Origin of the sequence: Mesorhizobium sp. B2-3-2, assembly GCF_006442295.1 — a bacterium.
Taxonomy (GTDB): domain Bacteria; phylum Pseudomonadota; class Alphaproteobacteria; order Rhizobiales; family Rhizobiaceae; genus Mesorhizobium.
On record NZ_VFWA01000010.1, the window covers coordinates 139,250 to 157,939 of the forward strand.

Sequence of the window (18,690 nt, forward strand, 5' to 3'; positions counted from 1 at the left end):
GCGGGTCAAGAGACGACCTTGCCCCAAGCCTTCACCGTCTCCGCTAGCGTCTTCAGATGATCGGCCGTCGAAAACCCCGAAATGCTCTTGCGCGGCTTCAGATCGTGGTCGCCATCCCTGAGCCAGATCACCTCAATGCTGTCGGAGAGCCCATAACCGGCCACCTCGTCGGGCGTGCCGAACTCGTCGCGCGTGCCCTGGAAGATCAGCGTCGGCGTCGTCAGCCCTGCCAGATGCTTGGTCCGCAACTGCTCGGGCTTGCCGGGCGGATGGAAGGGATAGCCGAGGCAAAGCAGGCCCGAGATTTCGCCCTTGGCGAACATCTTGTCCGCCACCATCGAGGCGACGCGCCCGCCCATCGACTTGCCGCCGATGATCAACGTCCCGGTCACGCCCCTCGCCCTGAGGTCGGCGATCGCCTTGATGTATTCCGGGTTCACCGTCTCGGCGCGCGGCGGCGGCTTGCGGTGGCCGTAGCGGCGGGCCGCCATATAGTGGAACTCGAACCGCGCGACCTGAAAGCCCACGGCCGCCAGCGCCTTGGCGGTGGCGGTCATCGAGGGAGAATCCATCGACGCGCCGGCGCCATGGGCAAGCAGGATGGTGACCGGGGCGGTGTCGTCGCCGTCGAAGAGGAAGCTGGTCATGGAATAGGACTCCCGTGGCTCGGCATTGGTGACCCCTTCTCCCCTTGTGGGAGAAGGTGGCCTCGCGAAGCGAGGTCGGATGAGGGGTGTTCCAGGGAACGCAAACGCCTCATTCCGTCACGCACCCCTCAACCGTCTCGGCGCTGCGCGCCGATCCACCTTCTCCCACAAGGGGAGAAGGAAAGAGCCTCACCCCGCCGACTTCGCCAGTTGCATATCCACGAACTGCACGCCCCTGGCCGCTACGCCGGCCCATTCGGATTCGGAATCGAGCTCCAGATAGCGCGCCCACAGCCGCCGCGCCTCGAGCAGTTCGCCGGCATCGAATTCGAGCCGGGCGAGGTTAAACACCGGATCGGCGTAATTGCTGTCGAGCGCGATCGCCTTGCGCAAGTGCCTTCGCGCCGACGCCGTCTTGCCCTCCTCGCTCATCAGCCCGGCGAGGTTGAACCAGGCCTCGACGAAAGCCGGATCGAGCTTGATCGCGCGCGCATAGTCATGGGCCGCTTCCGCCGGATGGCCGCCGGCGCGCAGGCAGTTGGCGCGGTTGAAGGCGGCGATCGGGTCGCCTGGATCGATGGCAAGGCAGCGCTGGTAGAGCGCGGCGGCACCGTCATGGTCGCCGCCCTGCTCCGCCGCTTCAGCATCGGCGAAGAGCTCTTCCAGCGGATCGTCGTCGGAGGCGCCGAGATCGAACAGCAATTGCCCGTCGAGCTCGCTCTCGCCGCCATCCAGATAGATCGCATCGGGCCGCCCGAATGCCGAGCCGACCGCGAGCGACTTGGCGGTGAGCGAAGCCACCGGGCCGGAACGGTGCACCGAGCGCGCGATAGCGCCCCATGTCGCGCCACCGGCGACCAGCCCGGCATATTTGCGTGCCAGGATCAGGTCGCGGAAGGAATAGGGTTCCGAGTCATGTTCGAAGGCATCGAACAGCGACAAGAGATCGAGGTCGGCGCCGGGCAGCCGCGACTGATCGATCAGCGATTGCCGCGACAGCGAGGAGGCCTCGGGCGCCTTCATCAGTCCGAGCAGGCGCAGAAAACCGTTCTCGCTGAGCAATGCACGCCCGGCGCCGCGCTCGGCGGCGACGCGGCGTTCGATCTCGACATCGCCGGTCTTTGTGAGCCCGGCCTTGACCAGCAGAGCGCGACCGAACACGACATGCGTGGTGCGCCGGGTGACGCCGCGCCTGAGTTCGCCATGCTGGCGCGCGACCTCGCGCGCCGCCAGCCTGAGCGGAAAGGCCGCCAGCGCACCGATCGTGCCGAATATGGCGCCGGCTGGTGCCGTCACTTCTTGCTCTTGCCGACCGCCTTCAGCAGGTTGGCTTTCAGCGGATTCTCAGCAGCGCCACCCGCGGCCGCCTTGGCCTTGGCGGCGGGCTTCTCGTCGGCCTTGCTCTTCGACTTGGCCGGCGGCTTCGACTGCGACTGCGACAGGCTCGCCTTCAGCGCATCCATCAAATTGATGACGTTGCCGCGCTCGGGTGCCGCCGCGATGATCGGCTTGTGCCCTTTAAGCTTCTCGCGGATCATCGCCATCAGCGCGATCTCGTAGCGATCCTCGTAGTTCTTCGGATCGAAGGTGGTTTCCTTCTGCTTGATCAGCGCTTCGGCCAGTTCGAGCATTTCCGGGTCTGGGTTGCCGGCCGGGATGTTGCCGAAATATTCAGCCGTGCCGCGCACTTCGTTTGGATTCCTCAACGTGCACACGAACATGCCGTTTTCGCGCGCGCCGATCGTCACCACTCGCTCGCGGCTGGACAGGACCAGCCGCGCGATCGCCAGCTTGCCGGATTTGCGCATCGCTTCGCGCAGCACGGCGAAAGTCTCCTCCGCCATCGCGCCGTCCGGCGCCATGTAGTAGGGCGCGTCCTGGTAGATGACGTCGACCTCGTCCTCGTCGACGAAGGCCTCGATGTTCATCGTGTGGTTGGATTCGATGCGCACCGCGTCGAGGTCGCTGTCGTCGATGATGATGTACTGCTTGTCCTCGTACTCGTAGCCCTTGACCAGGTCCGAACGCTCGACCAGTCCGAGTTCCGGATCGACCGGCTTCATGTTGATGCGGTTGTGGGTCTTCTTGTGCAACTGGTTGAACGAGATGCGCTCGCTGGCGCTGGTAGCGGGGTATAGCCGCACTGGACAGCTCACCAGACTGAGCTTGAGGTAACCTTTCCAACTTGCCCTGGGCGCCATGATGAACTCCTACGCGGCCATGCACTGTCACACCGGTGCAGCGCTGTTCGTCCACAGGACGAACGAGGCTGCGCAAATCCTACACCGACCCCGCATGATACAGGCAAATCCCTGACGAAATCTTCCGCTGTGCCTTTGAGGTCGTTGGGACAGAATAATTCAAATTGTCGGAAGCGTCGATGGCGCGCAAGGCGCAGGTGACTGGCCGAATGCCGCGAGGCTTCGTGATCCTGGGGTCTGCGCGCGTCGCTTCGCTCTTGCTTCGCCCTAGGTCTTCAAGGCTGGCAAATCCCGCGCAAACTCGTCAATCTCCGCCCACGGATCGCCCGACGTCTCCAACAACCCCGGCAGCGACGAGTAGTTCAGATCCTGCGGCGCGTCGATCGCCTCCAGATCGCTCCAGCTCACCGGCGTCGAGGCCGGCAGGTTGGTGCGGGCGCGCAGCGAATAGGGGGCGGCCGAGGTGTGGCCGCGCGCGTTGCGGTGATAGTCGATGAAGATGCGTTTCTTGCGGTTGTCCTTCCCCATGGTGGTGGTGAATGTGTCGGGCGCGGTGGACGCCAGATGCATTGAGATGGCGCTGGTCGCCTGGTGCAGCTTCTTCCAGTTCTGCCTGGGCGTCACCGGCACGGTGATGTGGATGCCGTTGCCGCCGGAGGTTTTTGCGAAAGGCACCAGCCCCAGCCCCTCCAGCTCGCCCTTGATGTGGACGGCGGCCTCGACCACTTCGCGCCAGGCAATCCCCTCGCCCGGATCGAGGTCGAAGACGATCTGGTCCGGCCTGTCGAGGCTGGTGCGGTGCGTGCCCCAGGTGTGGAACTCGACGACGCCGAACTGCGCCAGCGCCAGATAGCCCTTTGCGCCCTCGACCGAGAGATAAGATTTGGTCTCGCCCTCGGAATTGGTCGCCTGGAACGTCACCACGGAGGGCGGCATGCCGGTGAAGGCGTGGCGCTGGAAGAAGCAGTCCTTCGGCAGGCCGGTCGGGCAGCGCACCAGCGACACCGGGCGGCCCAGTATGTGCGGCAGCATGAAATCGCCGACCAGCGCGTAGTAGACGGCGATATCGAGCTTGGTCGGCCCGGTCTTGCCGAACAGCCGCCGCTCCGGATTGGTCACCCAGATGGTGGCGAGGTCGGCCTCCGCGATCAGCCGATTGCGCTTGGCCGAGACCGGCGTCGACAGGCCGACATCCCTGAGGCCGCGAAACACGCCATGGCGCAACGAATTGTCCGCCGTGCGGTTGGCGTAATGGATGCGCGCCGAAAACAGCGGCTTCACCCAGTGCATCTCGCGCATGATTTCGCGCGGCACGCCTTCCGGCGCCGTGGCGCCCGCTGTCAGCGGCTCCAGCCGGGCGAGCAGGTCGGCCGCGGTCTCGGCATCGAAACCGGTGCCGACCTTGCCGCGATAGTGCAGCTCGCCTTCCTGCCATTCGGCCATGCCGAGTGCGGCCAGCCCTTCCGCCGCTTGCGAGGTCGTGTAGCCGGCGATGACGAAATCGTCCTTCTCGAGCGCCTTGCACTTGGTCCAGCTCTTGGTGCGGCCGCTCTGGTAGGTCGCGGTGGCGCGCTTGGAGACGACGCCTTCCAGGCCGAGCTCCGTCGCCTGGTCGTACAGCCCCTGCCCGGAGCCCTCGACATGGTCGGAGAACTGGATCGCGGAATTGGCGCCGAGGCCGGCGAGCAGTTCGGCCAGCAGCGCCTTGCGCCTCTCCAGCGGCGCCTTGCGCAGATCCCAACCATCGAGATGGAGGAGATCGAAGGCGTAGAAATGCAGCTTGCTGCCGGCGCCCTCGGCCAGCGCGTCCTGCAGCAGCGCGAAACGCGAAATGCCCTTGCCGTCGAGCACGACGATCTCGCCGTCGATAATGGCCTCGCGGCACGGCAGCTTGGCGAAGGCATGCGGCAGATCGCCATAGCGTTTTGTCCAGTCGATGCCGCCGCGAGTGATCAGCCTGACCTCGCCATCGGTCAGATGCGCCATGGTGCGGTAGCCGTCGAATTTGATCTCGTGCAGCCAGATCTCGCCGGTGCAGTCGCCAGGATCGTCACCGCCCGGCGGTTTCGGCACCTGTGTCGCCAGCTGCGGCTCTATGCGGGCGGCGGGCGAGGCCTTGACCGCGCCGGGCAAGGCGCCGGGCTTCAGCGTGCCGGGCCTTGGCGCAGCCTTGGCCGGCGGCGGCGGCGCCACCAGCTCCTCGATACGGCGGCCGGACTTCACGCTCTCCGGCCGCGCTTCGAGGATATCAAGCGTGGGATTGGAGGCGAGGTCGCGCTCCTTGAACAGAAGCCAGTTCTTCTTGCTTTCATCCTCGCCGGGCTTCGGCTTCAGCTTGGTCAGCATCCAGCCGCCATTGAGCTTCTGGCCGGCCAGCCGGAACTTGAAGGCGCCGGTGCGAAGACTCTTTTCGGCATCCTCCATCGGCGCCCAGGTGCCGGCATCCCAGACAATCATCGGCCCGCCGCCATACTCGCCCTCGGGGATGACGCCTTCGAAGTCGATATATTCGAGCGGATGGTCCTCGGTCTCGACAGCCAGCCTTTTGTCGGCCGGATTGAGCGAGGGCCCGCGCGGCACCGCCCAGCTCTTCAGCACGCCGTCAACCTCCAGGCGCAGGTCGTAGTGATCCGCCGTGGCATGGTGTTTGTGGACGACGAAGCGATTGCCGTCGCCTAAGATTAGCCCGCCGGCCGGTTCCGGCGTTTTGGTGAATTCGCGCTTGGCGCGATAGGTTTTGAGTTTGGCGGGGGTTGTCATGGCCGCGAGCCAGCCAATTGCGAAGGCCGCGTTCCGTCGCGCCCCCCTCTGTCCTGCCGGACATCTCCCCCACAAGGGGGGAGATCGGCAGTTTCAGCTCCCCATTCAGTCCTGCAATGCAGACAATTGGCGAAAGCCACGATGAGAGCTGATCTCCCCCCAAGTGGGGGAGATGTCCGGCAGGACAGAGGGGGGCGCCGTAGGGCGCTACCTTTGCACCACTCGCGATCTTTCACCACACTCAATCGTCGGCAGCCGGCGTCAGTTCGAGCTCCGCGGGCGACAGGCCCTGCCGCAGCTGGCTCAAGCGGAATTCGTCGACCCAGTAGGCCTCGCCATCGACCAGCACGCGCGCTCTATAGGTGCCGCCTGAAAAACTCTGCGCGGTGATGTAGACCTTGTGGCGGTCGAGCGCCTTGCGCACCGCGGCGCGCTTGGAGTTCTGGCTGTTCACGGCACTGGACATGCGCTTCGCCCTCGGTCGCCCTGACACGGAACTCGACCGCTCTTCGCGGTCCGGCGACTGGCCCCAAGGATGGCGGAGAGCGGCGCAGGTGTCAATTTCCTCGCCGCGGCGGCTCCCTGCAAGACGCAAGCATAGCCGACGGCATCGGATCGGTTAGGTCGGCGAACCTGCGGGCTGGAACAATATGAGACCCTGTTTGGCATACGCGCCGAGGCGGCGCGGCGCTTCTGCTTTCCGCATTGTTAACCTCGGCGCGCCTAGGAATAGGGCGAGCTCCGGCCGCGGCGCCGATGCGTCAGAGCGGCGCGGGGATGGCGCGGCCATCCAGGAGAACAAGGTTCATGACCGCTTCCGTGCGAAGCAATGACTGTGAAGTGGCTGTTGTCGGCGCCGGACCTTTCGGACTTGGCGTCGCCACGGCGCTCAGGGCAGCTGGTGTAGACGTGCTTGCCTTTGGCAGCCCGATGGGCTTTTGGCGCGAAAACATGCCGCGGGGCATGCGGCTTCGCTCGCCCTGGCGCGCAACCTTTATCGGCAACCCGAACGGCCCGCTGTCCCTCGATTCCTACGCCAGCGGCCAGCGCGTCCAATTGCGCGAGCCATTGCTGCGGCAAGATTTCGTCGACTATGGAATGTGGGTTCAGGCTCAGGCGATTCCGGATCTCGACACGCGCATGGTGAGCCGTGTCGAACGGACCAATGCGGGATTCCGGCTGATCCTTGCCGACGGCGATGCGGTTCGCGCCGGGCGCGTCATCGTCGCCATGGGCCTGAAGAACCAGGAACTGGTGCCCGCCGCCTTCAGTGGCCTGCCTTCCGAATTGGTCAGCCACACCAGCGCGCACACCGGATTCGAAGCCTTTGCCGGCAAGCATGTCGCCGTCGTCGGACGCGGACAAAGCGCCTGCGAATCCGCCGTCCTACTGAGAAAGGCGGGAGCCGACGTCGAACTCGTCTGCCGGGGCGACATCCATTGGCTGGGCGCGCCGTCCAGCAGGCGGGGCCGCAATGTGCTAGGCGCCGCCGAGGAACTCCTGGCGTCGCCCTCGCGCGTCGGTCCCTTCCCGTTGTCATGGCTGATCGAGGCGCCGGGTCTCGTGCATGGCTTGCCGGCGGCGGCGCTACGCTGGGTCAATGCGCGTGGCCTCAGGGCCGGCGCGTCGGGCTGGCTGCTGCCGGACTTCGGCGGCATCAAGGTCAAGGCCGGCCGCGTGATCGTCGGCGCCTCCGCCAGCAACTCCGGAATAGACTTGCGGTTCGAGAACGGCTCGACCGCTTACGATCACGTCCTGCTCGCGACCGGCTACCGCATAGATATCAGCAAGCTTGGGCTCTTCGCCCCCGACTTCCTCGACGCAATCGCCTGCCACGACGGATCGCCGATCCTTTCCGCGGGACTGGAATCGAACATTCCCGGGCTGCATTTCGTCGGCGCCAGCGCGGTCGCGAGTTTTGGCCCGTTGATGCGTTTCACCGCCGCCACCCCGTATGCGGCGCGGGCCGTCACCCGTTTCATACGCGCCGCGAGACACAAGGGCCAGAACGCACGGCGCTCTACTTTGAGACTGGGCGAAGCCTCGGCTCCCGCCGGCACGAAGCCCCGTTGAGCGTCGCCGGCCGCGCCATGTATCAGCGCGATCGGGCGGGGCTCTCGCCTCTCAAAGCGGAAGAGCTGGGCAACCGGCCGTGCCGGACAACATGTGAGGGTGGAGGCTTGGCACCGTCAGGCGCAGTGTTTCTTGGTGGCGCGCACGGCACGCTTGCCCTGGCGCGCAGCCTCGGCGCCCAAAAAGTGCCCCTCACCTACATTACCAATGATTCGCCGCTGCCGGGCTGGTCGCGATTTGTCGGAGCCACCATCCGCTGGCCCGGCCCGAACGATGAGCGGGCGCTGCCGTTTCTGCTGGAAGCGGCGCGTAAACACCGTCTGGAGGGATGCCTCCTGATCCCGGCCGCCGATCCAGAGGTTCGCCTGGTCTCGGAAAACCTCGCCGCCCTGTCGGCGCTCTACAGGATCGTGCTGCCCTCCTGGGATGTGTTGCAGTGGGTCTGCGACAAGCCGTTCCTCTACAGGCGGGCAACCGAGTTGCGGCTGTCCATTCCAAGGACCTATGACATCGCATCCATGGCGCAGGCCTCGTCCCTGGACATGGTTTTTTCCGGTCGTTCTCAAGCCTCACATGGGTGGCGGCAACACCCGCATCGCCAGGGCCAAGGTCGTCCAGGCCGACGACAGGGCCTCGTTTCTCGCCGCCTATCGCGACGCGGCCGAACAGATCGGCGGCCAAAACGTCGTCGTGCAGGAGCGCGTGCCGGGCGGGGGAGAAAGCCAATTTTCTTACGCCGCGCTCTGGAACGAGGGCAAGCCGATCGCGGAGTTCACGGCGCGCCGCTCGCGGCAATATCCGGTCGACTTCGGCTATACCAGCACCTTCGTCGAGATCGTCGACGAGCCCCGCGCCGTCGCCGCCGCGCGCATATTGCTGTCGTCGATCGGCCATAGCGGCCTGGTCGAGGTCGAATTCAAGCACGATTGTCGCGACGGCACGCTCAAGCTTCTCGACGTCAATCCGCGCCCCTGGTCCTGGTTCGGACTTTGCGCGCCCGCCGGCGTCGACCTGGGAGCGATGCTGTGGGAGACAGTGAACGGCCGGGCCGCCGCAGCCGCCACCGCTCGCCCGAGAACGGCATGGATGTATCTGGCCCGCGACGCTGTTTCGTCCGTGACGCTGATGTGGCGCGGTAGCCTCGGCATCGCGGCCTATCTCAACTCCTTCGCGACGGTTCGATCCTGGGCGGCGTTCGCCTCAAACGATCTGCTGCCGGGGCTGATCGAACTGCCGCTGACGGCATGGCGGGTGCTGACGAAACGGCTGCTGAACCCGTCCGGCCGCCGGCGCTGACAAAATCGCTCTTTATGATGGCCGGTAGTCGAAGATCGCGTAATCGATGGTCCGCACCGCGTCGAGAAAACGCGGCATGGGCGGCGTCACGCGTTGCTGGAAAGACCCGGCAGCGCGGATGGCGGGCTTCGCCCAGCCGATGGCCCTGTGGCTCGAACTGCCGTAAACGACGAGGCAGGGCCGCTTGTGCCGTTCCAGCGACGACATGAGATTGCCCAGCACGATTTCGAACACATCCCTGGAAAAGGGATTGTAGAAATAGACCAGCAGCGGCGTCGGCGGGAACTCATACGTCGCGGCATCCGCTTCGATGACCGCAATCTCGCGGCATTTCTGGGCCGGGCTCTTGTATCGCTCGATGTTGCGCCGGGCGATTGCGACGAGCTCCCGCGCGAACTCCACACCGACAATCGCGGCGAACGGGTAGTGCGACGCCAACAGGAGCGTGCGCGACTTGCCCGACCGATATCGATGAAGGTGTAGTCTGCGAGATCGTCCGTCAGCCTGTCCATGATGAAGGCGAAGGATCTGGGCGACGTGCAGACGCATTCATTGCCCTGGTCCCGGTGCGGTCCGACGACATCGAGCGCGTCGAGCCCGATCGAACCCGCCGTGTCAACGCCATTGTCGCGATCCCACTGGCGCGCCAGCCGGTCGGCAACGAGATGGCGGATGTTGCGTGCGACGAAGCGGCCGCTTTCGCCGAGTCCATGCCGTCGCACGAGCCGGAACGGTTCGAGGATTCCTTGCTGCCGGACGAACCGCAGCGCCCTCGCGATGCGTCCCCTCGATCTGTCCTGCAAATCGATGCTGTGCGTTTCACGGTTCATTGCGGATCAGCTCGGCTGCCTGTCAGCGCAAGCGGCGCAGGCCGCGCACCAGGCCTTGGCCGGCCTTGAGCAGCCGCGGTTTGGAGCGAATGAAAAGCTCTATCCGGCAGCGCAGCGAAATATAGGCGGTGGCGCCCCATCCCCGCAGTGTCATCGACTGGCACAGTTCGGCCAGGACCGAACTGGTGGCGCCGATATGCTCCTTATAACCCTGACTGCCGACCGAAAGGTCGAAATAGTCGAACCCATGCCCGCGCCCCCACATCATCAGCTTGCCAAATGTCGTCAGTCCCGGCGGGGCAACGGCATTCTGGTCGATCCCGAGCAACAGGGTATGGAGCGTGCCTTTCCTGACCAATACATAGATGACGGCGAGCCAGGCTTCCCCTCCGCGCAATCCGAAGATGCGCACCGAGCCGTCGGAACGGCCATGCAGCGCGGCATCTCGGTAGAAGTCGACGACGGGCTCCTGCGTCAAAAGGTCGAAACGGCCGAGCTCGCGAAACCGCTTCAGTCGCAGTTCAAGGAGCGTGTCAAAGAGCGTTTCCGTCAGCGCCGGCGTGTCGGCCTCGACCAGGCTCAGGCCGCCGCGCTTTTCGAGGCGGCGGCAATGCTTGTGAAAGTTCTTGGCGAAGGAGGGCCTGCAGATGCGCTTGATAAGCGTTTCCGGTTCGCCGTGCAGGATTAGGCCGGAGGTGATCTGGAGGGAATCGTGCGCCGCCGAAAGCAGCGCTAGAGGATTGGCGACTCGTTGGATCTGTTGCGGGATTCCCGAGATATGGATGCGATCCGCCGGTGGCAGCACGGCGCGGACTGCCGCCCATGCGGCGTCGGCGCCTTGCCTGGTCCACGCCCGGTCATCCGCCAGCAGCGGTGCCGAATAATCGCAGACGCCGCAGCTCAGCCATTCGATCACGGAGTGGCCCAGCGCCCGGCGCCGCATCAGCGGCAAAAGCATGACCGGCGCGCCCGTGGCGGCATCGTTGACCTCGACGACAAGCAGTTCCGCACCTTTGGGCATCAGCCGTTTGGCGATCCCCTCGACCCAAGCATAATGCTGATGCGCGGTGCACACGCCATCGGCCTGAAATCGCAGCCAGAGCGGCTTTAAAGCGTCGAGGCTGGTGTGCAGCCGGGCTTTGAAGAGCGCGGCTGTACCGGCGCTGGCGGCAGTCGGGGACAATAACCCGTCGGATAGATCCGTGTTGGGAGCCGTTCCCGTGGCTTGCCACATGCTTCTCCTGTCCTCCCGGCCGGCCATAAACATCGTCCACGCAAGCAGTGTAAATCCCGCCAACTCAGGACCGCCTCGGGCAGCCGTGCGTTGGAGCGCACGAAAGCCACGGTTGCGGACTAATGGCAGCGCTTGCGATACCCCCGCATCGTAAACCACGGCAAAGTTCGGTCAGGACCAGACCTTTGGCGCCCATTATGTTCGTTGCTTTCGCCTATCGGCCGACGGCCGAAATAGTCGAACCTTTGCCCGCGTGCCCAGCTCGTCGACCTGCCATGGGACCCGGTGAGACGTTGGGCACTTGCGCTCAGGTCGACCGCTAGCATCAAAGCATGAACGGTGCGTTGATGAACAATCAGAAATTGCACCGATCAGTCGTGCCATGTTGGGTCATCGTGGAGACCACGCCGACGACAAACGGCAGGCCTCCTCGGGCAGCGCGTTCGTTACACTTTCACTGCCTCGCCTGCCACCGGTCTCTGCTACCGTTTTACCGGGGCGAACGGGACCGACCGCCGCCACCCGCCCAACCAGCTGTCGCGCTGCTGGTCCGGGTGCTCGATGTTCCATATGCGGTGACGCGCGAAATACCATGATGCGGCAAGGACGAAGATTTCGGAAACCGCGGAACCCAACAGCGACCACGGCGGAGGCGCGATTGCCAGCAGGATTGCGATCAGCGCCAGCCCGACGATTGCGCCACCAGTCGTGATGAACGCGACGGTCCGGAAATCGCCGAGGATTTCAAGGATGATGCGAGGCATGACATAAAGCATGACCGGGATGAAATTCGCGATCACGAAAAGTCCGATGAATCCGACCGAGGCATCCTGGAGGGCCTGGGATTTTATCATCGGCAGGACGAATAGGATGGCACATCCATAGACGAGGCCACCGATCCCCATGACCAGCGACCAGATCTTCGCTTGCGCCCAGACACGGCTTGTTTCGTTGTTGCGCATCAGCTTCGCCAACTCCGGCTGCGTCATGTTGAAGAGAGCAAGGCTGACGATGCGCAGTGGGGCAAACAGCACGAGGACCGCCGCCAGCGGTGCGTAAGCGGCGGGTCCGGCAATGCCCGCGACCAGCAGGGCCAGGCATTGACCCTGGATGTTTGTGGTGGTCGCGCTGAACGCCGACCAGCGCAGCTGCGGCCAAAGCCTTGTATAGCGGCGGCGCGTCGGCATGCGGAAGCTGATGCGAGGTGTGCGGCGCGCCAGCCGAACCAGGACGACGATGCCGAGCAGATTTGCTGCCGCAAGCGCATAGAACACGGTTTGCAGCGCGTCCTTCGCCAACCACATGGTCAGTCCGGTCAGGATTGTGCCGGTGATCGTGAAAGCGGCGTCGCTGATGGAGACGATCACCTGCTGGCGCCGAGCGAACAATGCCGTGCGCATGTGGCTGCGCAGCGACCATGCGCCGACGAAGCAGCCGGCGGCGATGCCGCTCGGATCGCCCAGCAGATGCATCAGGATCGCCGTGCCGACCGCCATCAGCAGCGACACCACCAGCGCCGCGGTCCCGAAGGCCACGTCATGGGCATCGACGCCGGCGCTGTTGGTGCTCTTGCCCATCCATATCGAGGCGGGGACGGCGGTGAGCGATCGGATGTACGACAGGCCGACGCCGCCCATCACCATGCCGATGGCGAAGAGACCGTAACCTTGCGCCGACAATATGTGCAGCAGCGCGATGTTGAGGGCAAAGTGAAAGCCGCTCTGCATCGCCTCGCCGCCGATCATCAGCACGAGGCGCCGCACCAGATGGACCGGGAATTTCACGGCCGGGTCTCCGCCTCGCGGGCGGTTGCCGGCCTGCCCGGCCTCGCTATCGTCACTTTCAGTTTGTCGGCGGCGATCGCGGCGATCGCCGCAACTGCGACCGGTTCGCTGAAGACGGTCTCGTAGCGCGCGCGGCCGGCGGCAACAAAACCGCGCCAGGCCTCGGGCCGCAGGATGATCTCTTGCAATTTCGCGGCAAGGGCGGCGGCGTTGTTAGGCGGAACATGCCAGCCGGTCTCCCCGTCGCTGACCACCTCGACCAGCCCGCCGATCGCCGATACCAGTGGCGGCCGGCCATAGGCCATCGCCTCGATTGCGACGCGGCCCAGCGATTCCGGGCGCCGCGACGGAACGGTGACGATGTCGGCCCAGCGGTAGTGTTGCGAGGGGTCCGGTATGAACGGCAGCACGCTGACGCGATCGGCCAATCCCATGGTGTTCACCAGCTCGGCCAAGGCCAGTTCGCGCTCGGTGCTTTCGAAAGCGCCACCCACCAGCCGCACGTCGATGCGCGAGCGCAATTCCGGCGGCATCGAGGCGACCGCCTCGAGCAGCACTTCCTGGCCCTTGATCCTGTTGATGCGGCCGAGCAGCAGCACCCGCAACGGCCGGCTGCCGTCATAGCGCATCGGCTCGGCCGCCGGCGGGCCGGCAACGCCATTATAGACCACATGCGTGCGTGAACGGCCGGCAATGCCGAAGGCGGCGCGCGTGGCGCGTGAATTGAAGATCAGATCGGCATGGCTCCAGCGCATCAAAGCGACCAGGATCGTGCGCATGAAACCTTCGGGGATCTCGTGGATATGCAGGACAGCCTTGTGAGGCAGCAGGCGGGCGGCCAGCGCATAGTCGGCCACGATCGAGGTGTTGACATAGACCAGGTCGCATTGCCTCAGACGTCGCCATGCCCGCCACAGGGCCAGCGGCAGGCGCGCCATCTCGACGGTCGCGAGGCGCAGGATGGCTTGGCGCCGCAACACCCAGAGCGGCTCGAAGACGATCCGGCTGGCATGCGGTTCGAGGATCTGCACGATCGGCCCGCTGCGCGGCAGCACGACTTCGATGTCGGCGGACGGAAAGGCGGCGCGCAGGGCTGCGACGCTCTCCGCGAAGCTTCGGTCGGAGCCATAGAGTTCGTAGCCCTGATGAACGCAGGAAATCCGCATCTTAATATCCCGCCAGGTTCACACCCCATCCTGCATCGCGCGAGGCAGATGGCTGCCGAAGCCCAGGAGCAAGGATCATGCCCGGTCCGCTTTCCCAGGCCGTTTGGCCGAGGAATCCCCGCAACGCCTCGTTTCGGTACGGATACGCCCGGAAAGTTGACCGATAATGAAACAACCCCGGCGTTTGGTAAGAATTTTTTACGACGTTCTGCGACAGTTGCTCCCACTCTTGCCCGGCTGGAAGTTGCAGGGTGGGTTCTGGTGCAATGAACATTCCGGAAAGTCCCGTCGGCCATGACATCAAAGCCCTCCATCCTGATCCTGGGAACGCGCGGCATACCCGCGGCTCATGGCGGTTTTGAAACCTTCGCCGAAAAGCTGGCGCTTTTCCTCGCCGGACGCGGCTGGAGGGTCGGCGTCTACTGCCAGGACGAAGTCGAGCGGGTCGAGCAAAGGGTGCGCAGCGAAACCTGGCGCGGCATCGAACTCATCCACATCCAGGTCGCCTCGAAAGGTCCGCGCGCGACGCTGGAATTCGACTGGCAATGCGTGCGCGACGCCGTGCGGCGGCCCGGCGTGTGCCTCGTCCTGGGTTACAATGGCGCGCTTTTCCTGACTTGGCTCAGGCTGATGCGGCGCAAGATCATGACCAATATGGACGGCATCGAATGGCGCCGCCCCAAATGGGGCCTGGCGGCGCGAAGCTGGTTCTGGCTCAACGAATGGATCGGCGCCTGGACCTCGCATCGCCTCGTCGCCGATCATCCTGTCATCGCCGATCATCTGGCGACACGCCGGCCGCGCAGCGCGATCGTCACCATCCCCTATGGCGGCGATCCCGTGACGACGGCGCCGGAGGCACCGGTCAGGGCGCTCGGGCTCGAACCTGGAAAGTACCTGATCTCGATCGCGCGCATCGAGCCCGATAACAATATCCTGCCGATCGTCGAAGCCTTTTGCAGCAAAAAGCGCGACATGAAGCTGGTGGTGCTTGGAACGCTCTCGGATGAAATCCCCTATCACGCCGCCATTCGCAAGGCCGCGAACGGCTCGGTGGTTCTGCCCGGGGCCATCTATGACCAGGCGACAGTGAAGGCCCTGCGCTATCACGCGCGCGCCTATATGCATGGCCACACTGTCGGCGGCACCAACCCGTCATTGGTCGAGGCGCTGGCTGCCGGCAACATGGTGATCGCCCACGACAATCCCTACAACAGGTGGACCGCGGGCGCCGCCGCCCTCTATTTCACCGATACCGGCACTTGCGCCGGCCGGATCGATCGGGCCATCGAAGACAACGCCCTGGTCGAGAGTTGCGGTGAGGCCGCCAGGACGCGCGCCCGCGAAGCCTTCCGCTGGGAAGACGTGCTGCTGGCCTATGAGAATGAAGCCTTCCGGCTGCTCGGCGTCGTCGCCGGCGAGGCCGTCCCGGTCGACCATCCTTCGCACGCATGACGACGTGGTCGCGCCGGCGGCTTCTCGGAGCGGCGCTGTCCACGGCGGCGTTGTTCGCGCCGCTTCCTCCCGTGTCGTCCAGCCTGGCCGCCACCGGCGAATGGCGCTTCCGGCGCGGCGTCAACGCCTTCCCCTGGTTCTCGCTGACGCGTGAATTCCCCGCACCCCGTACCGACTACGACTGGCCTCCATTCCAGCAGCGGCCGGTCCCGACGGCGGCCGATCTGCGCCGGCTGCGCGCGACGGGTCTCGATTTCATCCGCCTGCCGGTCGATCCCGGCCCGTTCCTGGCCGGCGATGCCGGCACGCGCGGCCGTTTGCTGGTGATGCTCGATCGGGCCGTCACCGCCGCCCTCGACGCCGACCTCGGCATCATCGTCAACGTGCAGGCCAATAGCGCCGCCCACTATTGGAATCCGGACCGCATGGTCTCCAGCACCGCCGCGCCCGCCTTCGATCTCTATCGAACGCTGATCGGCGAGCTTGCCGGCCGGCTGGGGCGGTTTCCATCGGGCAAGGTCGCGCTGGAGCCGGTGAACGAGCCGCAGCAATCCTGCGAGTCCAACGTCTGGTCGCAGGTCCAGCTCGCGCTCCTGACCGAAGCCAGGGCATCGTCCGCTACCCTGCCGCTGATCGTGACCGGTGGCTGCGGCTCTATGGTGAGCGGGCTGACCGCGCTCGATCCGGCGCCGCTCTCGCCCTTCGAACCGATCCTGTTCACCTTCCATTTCTACGAGCCCTATCTGTTCAGCCACCAGGGCGCGCCCTGGATGGACGAACCCGTCTACCGCTCGCTCAACAACGTGCCGTGGCCCGCCTCGGCCGGGTCGCTCGAGGCGACGCTGGCTTCGGTGCGGGCACGCATGGCTGAGGACACCGAAACCTCCGAAGCGGACAAGAAAGCCGCCTACACGGAAACCGAGCGCGTGCTGAAGGTCTATTTTGACGCCCGGCCCGACCGCTGGTTCATCGACAAATATCTTAGCCAGGCGCGCGATTGGGCCGATAGCCATGACATCGCGCCCGAACGCATTGTCATGGGCGAGTTCGGCGCACTGCGCACCGACGCCCGCTATGTCGCCGCGCCCAATCCCGACCGCGCCCGCTACATCGCCGACGTCAGGCAAAGCGCCGAGTCGTTCGGCTTTGCCTGGGCCTTCTGGGCCCTCTTCGACGGCATGGGCATGATGGACGACACAACGCGCGCGCTGGACCCCGACATAGTGGAGGCGCTTGGTCTGACGATGCCGGGCTAGACAGCGCATCCCGATAGCCTGTCAGGCGGACGCAGCGATTTCCGCGGCGAAGTCGCGATATGGGTGCAGTGGGCGTCCGAGCAACTCAGTCAGGCGCTCGACGTCGCCGGCCGCAGGCAGCATCCCGTCGGTGAAGAAGCGCTCGCCCATCAGGCGCATGTCGTAGGCCATCCAGGCGGGCAAGAACTGCCTGAGATTTTGCTCGAAGCCTTCGGCATTGTCGCCGCCGTAGTTGATCGGGCGGGCGAGCACGTCCGACCAGATTGCGGCAATATCCGTCCCGGTCAGCGTCTCTGGGCCGACGAGGTTGATCCGGTCGAGCGCAAGCGGCTCCGCGGACTGTTCGCGGCGCAGCAGCTCAAGGGCGGCGATCTCGGCGATATCACGCACGTCGATCATGGCGAGGCCCTTGGCGCCGATCGGCATTGGGTAGGTGCCGTAGCCGGTGATGACGTCTTTGATCATCAGATCGTTCTGAATGAAGTAGGCCGGGCGCAAGATCGTAGCCTTGAAGTCCATCTGCTCGATCATGCGCTCGACGCCGAACTTGCCCGCGAAATGGGGCACGTTCACGTAGACGTCAGCGTGGATCACCGACAAATAGACGATCCGCTCGATGCCGGCAGATCGGGCGACGTTGAGCGCGATCAAAGCTTGCGTGAATTCGTCCGGTACCACGGCGTTCAAGAGGAACAGAGTGGAGACGCCAGACATGGCTTTGCGCAGGGAATCGACATCGAGAAAGTCGCCTTGCACGACGGAGACGCCTGCCGGGAAGTTGGCTTTCGACGGATCGCGGACGAGAGCACGTACATCGGCGTCGCGCTTGACGAGCTGTTCGACGACTTGGCGGCCAATGTTGCCCGTGGCCCCGGTAACGAGAATGGTCATGAAATTTCTCCTGTTGGATTGCTTGACACCTCCAATGTGTGTGGCTCACTAATTGTCCAACAGGCGGAAATTTTAGACACGTCGTCTCACTGGTGGAACACCCATGGACCTTCTTGCCCTCGCCGATTTCAATCTCGTCGCCCGTCATGGCGGCTTCGGCAAAGCGGCAAGGGCCACCGGCCGGCCCAAGGCAACCTTGTCCCGGCGCGTTGGAGAACTGGAAAGCAGCCTTGACCTGCGCCTGTTTGAACGGGGTGCGCGTAACCTGAAGCTCACCGAAGAAGGACGGGCGCTCTTCGAGCGGACGGGAGCGTTGCTCGCCGAACTGGACGAGACGGCTTCGGCCATTGCCTCGGGCGGTCAGAGGCCGAGGGGGAGACTGCGGATCAGCGCGCCTTTGCATTTTTCGCAGACCGCAATGGGGAGGATCGCTGCGGGGTTCGCCCTCAAATATCCTGAGGTGAGGCTGGAGGTCACGACCGAGGACCGGCCCGTGGACATGATCGAGGAAGGCTACGACCTGGTAATCCGGGTCAATCCGGATCCCGATGAAAGCCTGGTCGGACGGGCGTTTGTCCGCGACCGTCTGGTCGTCGTGGCGAGACCCGACCTTCCTCGCCCGACCGGCGGACTGGCCGCTCCTGGCGTTGCGCGCGGGGCAGGCGATCGGCAAACATGGCACGTGAAGACACAAGGTGGCCGGTCAACGATCAGGATCGAGCCGGTCCTCGCTTTGTCCACACTCATCATGGTCCGGGACGCGGTGCGGGCCGGCGTCGGTGCGGCACGTCTTCCCATTTCATTGGTGAGCCACGACCTGGCTGACGGCACACTGGTAAGTTGGGGGGACATCGACGGCCCCGAGGTCGCACTATGGACGCTCTACCCCTCTCGACGGCTGCTCAGCGCGCGAGTGTCGGCGTTCATGGACTTTCTAAAACAGGCCTTCCCAAACGGGACGCCCGACGAACTGGCCGCCTATATTGGCAGGTGACGACCGTACCCGCTTTCGGGCGTGGAAAGCCTTAAGCGCTTTCCGGCGTCCTGGCCGAGCCCCATGTCACATGCCGGCCGTCTTGGCGAAACCAAGGGGATCA

Annotated in this window: 15 protein-coding genes; 5 read left to right on the top strand and 10 right to left on the bottom strand. The window is 64.8% G+C overall.

Annotated features, from left to right (window positions below; genetic code table 11):
- Positions 1 to 5: 5 nt before the first annotated feature.
- From FJ964_RS21775 to FJ964_RS21800, 5 genes are all read right to left on the bottom strand, one after another.
- Entirely contained in the window at positions 6 to 647 is a 642-nt protein-coding gene (locus tag FJ964_RS21775) for an alpha/beta family hydrolase (protein ID WP_140552310.1), read from the bottom strand.
- Between the two features lie 189 nt (positions 648 to 836).
- Positions 837 to 1,943, bottom strand: a complete 1,107-nt coding sequence (locus FJ964_RS21780) for a tetratricopeptide repeat protein (RefSeq protein ID WP_140552311.1) — start codon at positions 1,941 to 1,943, stop codon at positions 837 to 839.
- Complete coding sequence (locus FJ964_RS21785) at positions 1,940 to 2,848, bottom strand: Ku protein (RefSeq protein ID WP_140552312.1); 909 nt, start codon at positions 2,846 to 2,848, stop codon at positions 1,940 to 1,942. Before FJ964_RS21785 ends, FJ964_RS21780 begins: the two co-directional genes overlap by 4 nt.
- A gap of 267 nt (positions 2,849 to 3,115) precedes the next feature.
- Positions 3,116 to 5,608, bottom strand: a complete 2,493-nt coding sequence (ligD, locus tag FJ964_RS21790; RefSeq protein WP_140552313.1) for a DNA ligase D — start codon at positions 5,606 to 5,608, stop codon at positions 3,116 to 3,118.
- Positions 5,609 to 5,849: 241 nt separating this feature from the next.
- The gene (locus tag FJ964_RS21800) at positions 5,850 to 6,074 is read right to left on the bottom strand and encodes a hypothetical protein (protein ID WP_140499061.1); all 225 of its coding nucleotides are present in this window, start codon (positions 6,072 to 6,074) and stop codon (positions 5,850 to 5,852) included.
- A 341-nt stretch (positions 6,075 to 6,415) separates the two neighbouring features.
- Here FJ964_RS21800 and FJ964_RS21805 point away from each other — a divergent pair, with 341 nt between their 5' ends.
- Together FJ964_RS21805 and FJ964_RS31400 are read left to right on the top strand one after the other, a co-directional pair.
- On the top strand, positions 6,416 to 7,681 hold the full coding sequence (locus FJ964_RS21805) for an NAD(P)/FAD-dependent oxidoreductase (protein WP_140552314.1): 1,266 nt from the start codon (positions 6,416 to 6,418) through the stop codon (positions 7,679 to 7,681).
- Positions 7,682 to 8,254: 573 nt separating this feature from the next.
- Entirely contained in the window at positions 8,255 to 8,977 is a 723-nt protein-coding gene (locus FJ964_RS31400) for a hypothetical protein (RefSeq protein ID WP_224713335.1), read from the top strand.
- Between the two features lie 12 nt (positions 8,978 to 8,989).
- On the opposite strand, the gene FJ964_RS21815 is transcribed toward FJ964_RS31400, so the two are convergent.
- From FJ964_RS21815 to FJ964_RS21830, 4 genes are all read right to left on the bottom strand, one after another.
- Positions 8,990 to 9,526, bottom strand: a complete 537-nt coding sequence (locus FJ964_RS21815) for a class I SAM-dependent methyltransferase (protein ID WP_224713336.1) — start codon at positions 9,524 to 9,526, stop codon at positions 8,990 to 8,992.
- A gap of 303 nt (positions 9,527 to 9,829) precedes the next feature.
- Entirely contained in the window at positions 9,830 to 11,041 is a 1,212-nt protein-coding gene (locus tag FJ964_RS21820; RefSeq protein WP_140552315.1) for a GNAT family N-acetyltransferase, read from the bottom strand.
- 482 nt (positions 11,042 to 11,523) lie between these two features.
- Positions 11,524 to 12,825: a hypothetical protein gene (locus FJ964_RS21825; RefSeq protein ID WP_181172566.1), complete on the bottom strand. Its 1,302-nt coding sequence runs from the start codon at positions 12,823 to 12,825 to the stop codon at positions 11,524 to 11,526.
- Positions 12,822 to 13,991, bottom strand: a complete 1,170-nt coding sequence (locus FJ964_RS21830; RefSeq protein ID WP_140552316.1) for a glycosyltransferase family 4 protein — start codon at positions 13,989 to 13,991, stop codon at positions 12,822 to 12,824. Before FJ964_RS21830 ends, FJ964_RS21825 begins: the two co-directional genes overlap by 4 nt.
- Before the next feature lie 294 nt (positions 13,992 to 14,285).
- Between FJ964_RS21830 and FJ964_RS21835 the strand changes: the two genes are divergently transcribed.
- Complete coding sequence (locus tag FJ964_RS21835; protein ID WP_140552317.1) at positions 14,286 to 15,446, top strand: DUF1972 domain-containing protein; 1,161 nt, start codon at positions 14,286 to 14,288, stop codon at positions 15,444 to 15,446.
- On the top strand, positions 15,443 to 16,702 hold the full coding sequence (locus FJ964_RS21840; protein WP_140552318.1) for a cellulase family glycosylhydrolase: 1,260 nt from the start codon (positions 15,443 to 15,445) through the stop codon (positions 16,700 to 16,702). Before FJ964_RS21835 ends, FJ964_RS21840 begins: the two co-directional genes overlap by 4 nt.
- A gap of 21 nt (positions 16,703 to 16,723) precedes the next feature.
- Here FJ964_RS21840 and FJ964_RS21845 read toward each other — a convergent pair whose 3' ends face one another.
- Positions 16,724 to 17,593 (bottom strand): NmrA/HSCARG family protein, encoded by an 870-nt coding sequence (locus FJ964_RS21845; RefSeq protein WP_140552319.1) that lies wholly within the window; start codon positions 17,591 to 17,593, stop codon positions 16,724 to 16,726.
- Between the two features lie 103 nt (positions 17,594 to 17,696).
- Here FJ964_RS21845 and FJ964_RS21850 point away from each other — a divergent pair, with 103 nt between their 5' ends.
- Entirely contained in the window at positions 17,697 to 18,587 is an 891-nt protein-coding gene (locus tag FJ964_RS21850; protein WP_140552320.1) for a LysR family transcriptional regulator, read from the top strand.
- Positions 18,588 to 18,690 lie beyond the last annotated feature (103 nt).